Origin of the sequence: Microbacterium sp. (genome assembly GCF_049661145.1) — a bacterium.
GTDB lineage: Bacteria > Actinomycetota > Actinomycetes > Actinomycetales > Microbacteriaceae > Microbacterium.
In genome coordinates this window covers 1-8,171 of sequence record NZ_JBASZT010000254.1, presented here as the reverse complement: position 1 = coordinate 8,171, position 8,171 = coordinate 1, and the positions used below count along the sequence as shown (strand labels likewise).

At 65.3% G+C, this 8,171-nt stretch carries 6 protein-coding genes; 3 read left to right on the top strand and 3 right to left on the bottom strand.

Annotated features, from left to right (window positions below):
- Nucleotides 1–85: 85 nt before the first annotated feature.
- Nucleotides 86–2,479 (bottom strand): hypothetical protein, encoded by a 2,394-nt coding sequence (locus tag WBP48_RS10875; RefSeq protein ID WP_424440235.1) that lies wholly within the window; start codon nucleotides 2,477–2,479, stop codon nucleotides 86–88.
- A gap of 168 nt (nucleotides 2,480–2,647) precedes the next feature.
- Nucleotides 2,648–3,889: an MFS transporter gene (locus tag WBP48_RS10870; RefSeq protein ID WP_424440232.1), complete on the bottom strand. Its 1,242-nt coding sequence runs from the start codon at nucleotides 3,887–3,889 to the stop codon at nucleotides 2,648–2,650.
- 395 nt (nucleotides 3,890–4,284) lie between these two features.
- Here WBP48_RS10870 and WBP48_RS10865 point away from each other — a divergent pair, with 395 nt between their 5' ends.
- Together WBP48_RS10865 and WBP48_RS10860 are read left to right on the top strand one after the other, a co-directional pair.
- Nucleotides 4,285–4,833: a YbhB/YbcL family Raf kinase inhibitor-like protein gene (locus WBP48_RS10865; RefSeq protein ID WP_424440229.1), complete on the top strand. Its 549-nt coding sequence runs from the start codon at nucleotides 4,285–4,287 to the stop codon at nucleotides 4,831–4,833.
- A gap of 55 nt (nucleotides 4,834–4,888) precedes the next feature.
- Entirely contained in the window at nucleotides 4,889–5,917 is a 1,029-nt protein-coding gene (locus tag WBP48_RS10860) for an NADPH:quinone reductase (RefSeq protein ID WP_424440226.1), read from the top strand.
- 112 nt (nucleotides 5,918–6,029) lie between these two features.
- Here the strand turns inward: WBP48_RS10860 and WBP48_RS10855 are convergent, their stop codons facing one another.
- The gene (locus tag WBP48_RS10855; RefSeq protein ID WP_424440223.1) at nucleotides 6,030–7,037 is read right to left on the bottom strand and encodes a zinc-binding alcohol dehydrogenase family protein; all 1,008 of its coding nucleotides are present in this window, start codon (nucleotides 7,035–7,037) and stop codon (nucleotides 6,030–6,032) included.
- Between the two features lie 70 nt (nucleotides 7,038–7,107).
- Here WBP48_RS10855 and WBP48_RS10850 point away from each other — a divergent pair, with 70 nt between their 5' ends.
- Complete coding sequence (locus WBP48_RS10850) at nucleotides 7,108–7,458, top strand: winged helix-turn-helix transcriptional regulator (RefSeq protein WP_424440220.1); 351 nt, start codon at nucleotides 7,108–7,110, stop codon at nucleotides 7,456–7,458.
- The last annotated feature ends 713 nt before the right edge of the window (nucleotides 7,459–8,171 follow it).

Sequence of the window (8,171 nt, the reverse complement as noted above, 5' to 3'; positions counted from 1 at the left end):
GGCAGAAGGAGCCTAAGAAGGTGGTGCTGAACGCGAATAATCGGTGGCGCTCAACAACGAGAACACGACACCGAACGAGCGGTGCTCAACCCCAATACCCGCGGTGCTCAGAAACGCGAATATTCAGAAGATTGCGTTTGCGGGCGAACGACGCGATGATGCGCCGCTCTTGTGAGCTTGTGAGCAGCACTCGTGATTCGGTTGCATCGAGGTCCGGGTTGAGGCCGGGACGCTGAAGCTCTTCGGGTCGGCGGACGACCAGATCTCGGCGGGGGTACCCGCCTGTGTCCAATCGAGCCAGTTGGTTTGCGTGTGCGAGCGCGACGACGGTGCACGAGGCGCTGAGGCGCACGAGCCGGGGCGTCCGGCGTGGATTGCGGTGGCCGAAGATCGCGGCGGTCTCCGCCTGAAGGTCTTTGCGTGCCCGCACCGGTGTGCCCCGCAGCGCCAGCAACGGGACCTCTGCATCGCGGAGCTTGGCCGACAGTTCGCTCACCAGGGAGTGGGTACTACCGCCGACGCGATCCAGGAGGATCTGAGCAGCGAGGTCCACAACGTCGCCGGGGGAGGCAGCTCCGCCGGCAACCAGGGCAATGAGCCACCCCAGAGGGTCGCTGCCCTCCAAGAAGACCGGGCTCTGTCCGATCAGTCCGGGCCGGTGCTGTTTGAGCATCTCGAAGAGCGCGGCTTGATGGACGATCGTGTCGACTGCGTCGGTGTGCGCGACCACAACCTCCAATCCCGCCGGGGCGTACGCATCCGCGTCCTGCTGCAGGAGATGGCTCACGATCGCATCGCGAATTCGCTGCGCCGCTGGTTGCGAGTCGAGCATGCGGCGCGCTGCGAGGGTGCTCTGACGCAACTGCGGTCGGCGGGGCCGTTCGAAGTGAACGACGAGGGCCTCGGAGTCTTCGTCCGACACCGTCTCCCGGTAGCGGAGGGTGCCCTTCTGTGAGAGCACTCTCAGCTCCGTGTACGTCTGCCCTCGTTGCTCTCGGGTGCCGACGAGGCGCCGTCTCAAGCGTGCGTTCAAGACAAGCTCTCGAGGACGAATCTGGTTTCGATACGCAATCGTGTACTGCAGGGTCTCTCGGAAGATCCGCACGGCGGAACTTGCGTCATGGTGAGTTTTGCGTTCAGCCTCACGGACCATCGCGCACACGGCTCTGCGGAGGTAGCCGTCGAAAACCGGCTCGCGCGCCGCGAGCTCTGTGACCTTACGGAGCACAGACATCACGTCCGGACCCGGCTCGCCGCCGTCTTGGCCTCTCAGCTCTCGCCCGGTCTCCTTCAGTTGGCGAGCTGCGGCCGCGTATCTGACAACACGAGCGGCGTCCTTCGCGTTCGCAACACCCATCACCTCGCTGCTGATCGCATTGTCTCTGAGAAGCTGCAACGATTTCCCGCCAAGACCGACCTCGGTCACCAAGTCGGGGCGCAGTTCATTGATCAGTTCAGCGGTACGCTGGGAGTCCATGACCTCGTCGGTCATAGCCAACACCGCTTGCCGCACCTGATCGGCGGCGAGAAGGAAGCTACCGCCGCTGTTGGAGATCACCGGCGTATGAGGATCCGCGAAATGGATGCTCTCAGCATCAATGAATCGATCGAGAGCTTCACGAGCTGCGATCATCCTCCGCGAATGCGCCAGGAACCGCGTGGGAGCCTTGAGCTCCTCGACCGTCACCGCCGGGTATCCGCGAAGTAGCCGCACGAAAGTGGAGATGAAGCTGGCCTCGACGTACACGTTGACTTGGTATTGCGAATAGCGCTTGTGGACTTCCACGGCGTCCCCGTGACGCTGCGTCAGGTGGGCCACGACATCTGCGAGTTCTTCAGGTTGCGCTTTGAGCGCGATGACGTGGGAGGGCTGAGCGATGGGCGCGGTGCCCGATGCATACTGCGGCAGGTACTTCTCGATCGCCCGGCCGAACTCGCCGCCGGCCCGTTGACTCGACGCGGCAAGCAGCAGCGGTGTGAACGCGCGGGCGAGGAGCGCACCGTCATGGACAGACAGAGAGCCCGAAGCAACGGCCGCTGCCAGCACTCCGAAACTTTCCCCTGTGTACGCGAGCGTGCGAATATCCCCGGCGCGTGCGGCGCGTTCATCGACATCTCGGTGGATGGCGAGGTTATGAACGAGCAATGCTGCGCCGATGAACCCTTGTCGTTCCACTGGATCGCTCGGGATGTTCGACGCGGTCAGTTCGAGCCCGGACGCACCGCCCAAGTCCAGCGCGTCCGCGGCTTCGTCATACACTCGCTGAACGGAGTCGAAGTCAGACTGGATCGAGTTCACGCCGACATCACGGTACGCGGTCCTGCTTCCGAGTCCCGGAAAGAACACTGCCGTGGTGAACCTGTCAGCGGAAGGCTCGGCCGTCGCACGGCGACGGCTGTCGTGTGTGATCAACCGAGAAGCTGACGGCACATTCCGTTCGATGATGCTCGGCTTGGATGCCGCATTCTTGTTGCTCATGTTGATCCCCCCAAACTTGAGCTGTGTCCGGCTTCGGTAGTGCGTGAATCTCACAAGGCTGGTCGTCGTCCGGTCTGTCGATCGGAATCGATTCGCCGTTCCGAGTCTTCCCGCCTGCCAAAGGCGAGAATGGTTGCCAGCGCGGCGCCGTAAACTATGGGAGCAATGTCAGACCCCTCGCTCCGGCTGCGGAGTGACATCGGCGGTGGGTGCCGGAGAAGTGGCGGTGGTAGTTTCCGCCGAGGTGCGTCGTCGTGCGGCGAGGCTGGTAGGAGCGAGGACGAGCAGTGCGACGACGGCCAGGGCAGCGCCCACATAGAGAGGGGAGACGAACCCCAGCCCCGCGGCGATCGTGACACCACCAAGCCACGCGCCGACCGCATTGCCGATATTGAGCGCGGCGATGTTCGCTCCAGACGCAACCGTGGGTGCGTCTCCCGCGAACCGCATGATGCGCAGTTGCAGCCCCGGTGCGGTTGCGAAGCCCACAGCACCCAAGAGGAACATCGCCACCAGGGTGGTGCCAACGATCGACGCCGTGAGCGCGAATCCTGTCAGGGTGACGATCAGAGCCACGAGGATCGTCAGGAGCGAGCGGTCGAGAGACCAGTCCGCCAGGCGACCGCCGACGAGGTTTCCGATGAACGTGCCCACGCCGAACAGCAGCAGCAACCACGGCACGGTGGAGGCAGCGAAACCGGTGACTTCGGTCAGGGTGAACGCGATGTAGGTGTATGCACCGACGACCGCACCGAAAGTCAGGATGCTGACCGTCGCCGAAAGCAGCACCTGGGGTCGTCGGAGCACCCCCAGCTCCTGACGCAGGTTGCCTGTCGGAGGCGCTGGTGACTTCCCCACCAAGAGCTGGATGCCGAGGAAAGTGACGATGCCGATCGCGGTGATCGCCCAGAATGTTGCCCGCCAGCCGAACTGTTGTCCGACGAACGTCCCGAACGGGATCCCGACGACGTTAGCGACCGTGAGGCCGGCGAACATCAGAGAGATCGCGCCAGCCTTCTTGTCCTCGGCGACCATGTCGGAGGCGACGACCGCCCCGACGCCGAAGAACGCGCCGTGGCACAACGCCGCGACGATCCGCCCGATGAGCATCACCTCGTACGTGGGCGCCAGCGCAGAAATCAAGTTGCCGAGGATGAACAGCACCACCAGCCCGAGCAGAACGCGCTTGCGTTCCACCCGGGCGACCGCCGCAGTCAGCACGATCGCGCCCACGGCCACACTCAACGCATAGCCAGACACGAGATACCCGGCGATGTTCGCCGTGACGGCGAAGTCCGCGGCGATCTCGGGGAGAAGACCAGCGATGCCGAACTCCGTGAGACCAATGCCGAAGCCACCGAGGGCCAGAGCGATCAGCCCGGCCGGGAGGGCTCTCGTTCGCTGTGTCATGAGCATGTCCCTTCAGTCGTCAAGCGCCTCGATGCCCGAAAATGCATCGACATATCGCAGAGTACCGATATGAGTGCTGGTCGTCAACGTCTCGCCGAGCGCCCGCACCGATCACGCACTAGCCCCCGCTGGCTACCGACCCGTCGCAGCCACGCGCGTCGCGGCCATCAGGGATGACTCGCTACGGAAGAGCACCGGCGAGCAAGCTCGTCACACTTCGTCACGAATACCCCCCCGACGCCGGCGACACGGCCCAGGCGCTGACTCGACAGGATCTGCACCTGGGCTGCAGTCGATCGCGCGGGCTGACAGCACTTGACGGCGCCAGAATACATCGTTAATACTCGATATGTCGCTGTAACGGCGGCCCCAGACTGCTTCATAGGAGGAAGCCCATGAGTGACTTCGACCCGCTCGCACCCTTGCCCACCGTCCCCGGCTTCGAGATCCGCAGTGACACTGTCGAGGACGGAGCCGCGTGGCCGGAGGGGCAGTTGTCTGGTCTCTTCGGAGTGCCTGGTGGTCAGGACCGCTCCCCTCATCTCTCGTGGAGCGGAGCACCCGCAGAGACCAAGAGCTTCACTGTCACGATCCACGACCCGGACGCACCGACCGGATCAGGCTTCTGGCACTGGGCGGTGGCCGACCTTCCTGCGAGCACGACCGAACTGGCAGAGGGCGCCGGGGAACCGGGAGATGCCGAGCTCCCGCAAGGTGCGTATCAGCTCCGTAATGATGCGGGAGCCGCCCGCTACATCGGCGCAGCACCGCCTGCCGGACACGGCCCGCACCGCTACTACATCATCGTCAGTGCCCTGGACACCGAGCACATCGGGGTGGGCCCGGATGCCTCCCCCGCGCTCCTCGCGTTCACGCTCAACAGCCATGTCCTCGCCCGGGCGGTCCTCGTAGCGACGGCAGAAACGCCTGGCACCGGCGACTGAGTCTCCAAGACGACGAGATGTCGTCCTGCGCTACGCCGACGACCAGGAGAGAGTTGTGAAAGCCGTCGTCTACACGAAGACTGGAGCATCCAGCACGCTGACCCTCGTTGAACGCGAGCCCGGTGAGCCGGGCCACGGCGAGGTGCGGGTACGGATCGCGGTGTCGGGGGTGAATCCGACGGATTGGAAGGCACGGGCACGACCGACCTCGGCGAGCCCGGCCGGGTTCGCCGAGGTCGTGCCAAACCAGGATGGCGCGGGCGTCATCGACGCTGTGGGAGATGGTGTCGAAGGGCTGGCCGTCGGCGACCGAGTGTGGGTCTTCCTCGCCCAGCATGAGCGGCCCACCGGTACCGCCCAGGAACTCACGGTTGTCCCAGCCGCTCGCACCGTACCCCTCCCCACCACCGTAGATTTCGCCACCGGCGCCAGCCTGGGCGTCCCAGCGCTCACCGCCCACCGCGCACTGACTGTGCACGAGCAAGGACCACCCCGTCTCTTTCCAGGCGCGCTGACCGGACGCACCGTACTGATTGCAGGGGGCGCGGGCGCGGTCGGCCACGCAGCTATCCAGCTTGCCCGATGGGCCGGGGCGCAAGTCATCACGACCGTCAGTTCAAAGGAAAAGACGCACCTCGCATTGTCGGCGGGGGCTCACGACGTAATCGACCGCCACGCATCGGACCTTACGGCGACCGTTCAACGGGCCGCACCGGATGGAGTCGATCACATCGTGGAAGTTGCCATCGGCGCGAACGCTTCTCTCGACGCTACTGTCGCGGCAAACCACGCGAGCATCGCATATTACGCCGATGACGGAGGCGACATCCTCACCCTTCCAGTGCGCACGTCCTTCGCCAAGAACCTCCGCCTGCAGGGCATCCTGCTCTACACCCTGAGCGAGAAAGCCCTGCACGCCGCCGTCGAAGACACGAGGAACGCGCTCTCCGACGGCGCGCTGCCCGTGGGAACTAACGCTGGCCTACCACTGACCTGGTTCCAACTCAATGAGACCCCGGCGGCTCACGATGCGGTCCAAGCGGGCACCGTCGGGAAGGTCCTCATCCAAGTTGCTGACATGTAGAGCCTGACACCCAATCGCAGCGATGACTTAAGGATTTCGCGGTGACTTCTTTTTCGCGGTGACTTCTTTGAGGGCTGGGCCCACGGCTTCGCGCGAGGTCTTCTCCGGTGGGTCAGTTCCCGTCGTGGAGGACGATCTTGCCGAGGGTGCGGCCGGTCTCGACCAGCTCATGCGCTTCGCGCAGTGTCGCGGCGTTGATCGGGGTGAGGGTCCGGGTCGTGGTCGTGCGCAGCCTGCTGTCGTCGACGAGTCCCGCCACGGTGTCGAGAAGGCGGTGCTGCTCGATCAGGTCCGGGGTCTGGTGCAGGGGGCGGGTGAACATGAGTTTCCAGTGCCAGGTGATGCTCTTGGCCTTCAAGGGTGCGATGTCGCGGGGGCCGTCGTCGATCGCGGTGATCTGCCCGAACGGGCGAACGATCTGCGAGTACAGGCCTATCTGTCCCTCGGAGTGCGCGGTGAACAGCCAGTCCACCCCGCCGGGCGCGAGGCTGAGCACCTGCGCGGCCAGGTCACCGTGGTGGTCCACCGTGTGCTCAGCTCCCAGCTCACGCACCCACGCGGCACGCTCCGGGTCGGAGGCGGTGGCGATCACGGTGACGCCGGGCAGGAGGGCCTCGGCGAGTTGGAGCATCACCGACCCGACGCCGCCGGTCGCGCCGATCACCAGCAACGTGCCGGTGTCGTCCGGGGTGAGGGCGAACCTATCGAACAGGGTCTCCCAGGCGGTGATCGCCGTCAGCGGGAGGGCCGCGGCGTCGGCGAAGGACAGCGACCGCGGCTTGCGGCCCACGATCCGCTCGTCCACGCCGTGCAGGCGCTGGTTGGTGCCGGGCCGGTCGATGCTGCCGGCGTAGAACACCTCGTCGCCGGGCGCGAACAGCGTCACCGCGTCACCGACCTCGCGGACGATCCCGGCGGCGTCGAAGCCGAGCACCCGGAACCCGCCCGCGTGTGCTCCGGCACGGAGCTTCACATCGACCGGGTTCACCGACACCGCCCGGACCTCGACCAACAGGTCGTGGGCGCCGAGGGCGGGCACGTCGATGGTGCGCTCGATGAGACTCGCGGGGTCGTTGGTGGGCAGGTTGTTCTCGTAGCCGATGGCCGTCGTTGTCGTCATACGACGATCATTCCCGCGAGCCTGTAGTTACCGTCAAGGGCATCTGCTTCCCAATGGGTACCATTGGTGCATGGTTCTGGTGAGTGAGGAGTGCGCCCGCAACGACGTGTACGCGGCGATGTGCCCGTGCCGTGACATGCTCGACCTGCTGGCGAACAAGTGGAGCGCCCTGGTCATCGGCGCCCTCGAAGACGGCCCGCAACGCTTCGGCCAACTCCGCAGACGCCTGGAAGGCATCAGCCCCAAGGTCCTCTCCCAGACCCTGAAACGCCTCGAAGAGCACGACCTGCTGACCCGCACCGTCTACGCCGAGGTCCCCGCCCGCGTCGACTACGAACTCACCCAGCTCGGCCACAGCGCCGCCGCACCCCTGAAACACCTGCGCGACTGGGTCGAGACCAACATCACCGCCGACGGCTGAACGGAGAAGGAAGCTTGCGTGCGAGCTGATCAGCCCGTATCCGTCAGCCCGATGCGGCGACGACGCCCGCGAAGCCGAGACGAGGGCTCCCGTCGCCGAGCGTGCTCATCGGCAGATGCGGAAGGAGAACAAGACAGTTCGACCCCCATCTGCAGTCGAGAGATGTCACCTCGTCTTAGCCCACACCGTGCCTCGGTGAACCCCGAACCGACGCGCCAGCGCGGTCACGCTCACACCCTGCGCGCGGGCTGTTCGCATAGCGTCCACTTCCTCATCCGTGAGCCGTGTTCGAGGTCGTTTACTTGGTTCCGCCGACGCCCCGATCAACGGGTCATCGGCCCCGTCCTCGGACTCGGCATCCTCGCGGAGACCTTGATTCCATGCGGAAACGAGCTTCTGAACCCGTGGTCGTCTGTTCCCGCAACGCTCCATGCGTCCACCCCACGCACAAGGTTTGAACCCTGCCCGCGTTGCTGGAGGGTCCCCTCGTTCCTCGACCGACCTGGCGAGTCGGCACCTCAACTCCCCAGACCCCAAGCCGCGAACGGCCGCTCGATGCGCGACCGACCCGACGGATTCTGCGGCAGGTCAAGTCCCGTTTCGTGGTGTAACTGTTGTTCCTCCGGTGGGTGGGGTTTAGAAGGGGGTGACGGTGTCGTGGTGGGCGACGTGGTCGGGGGTGTGGGGGTCGGGGCCGGTCCAGCCGGCGTCGG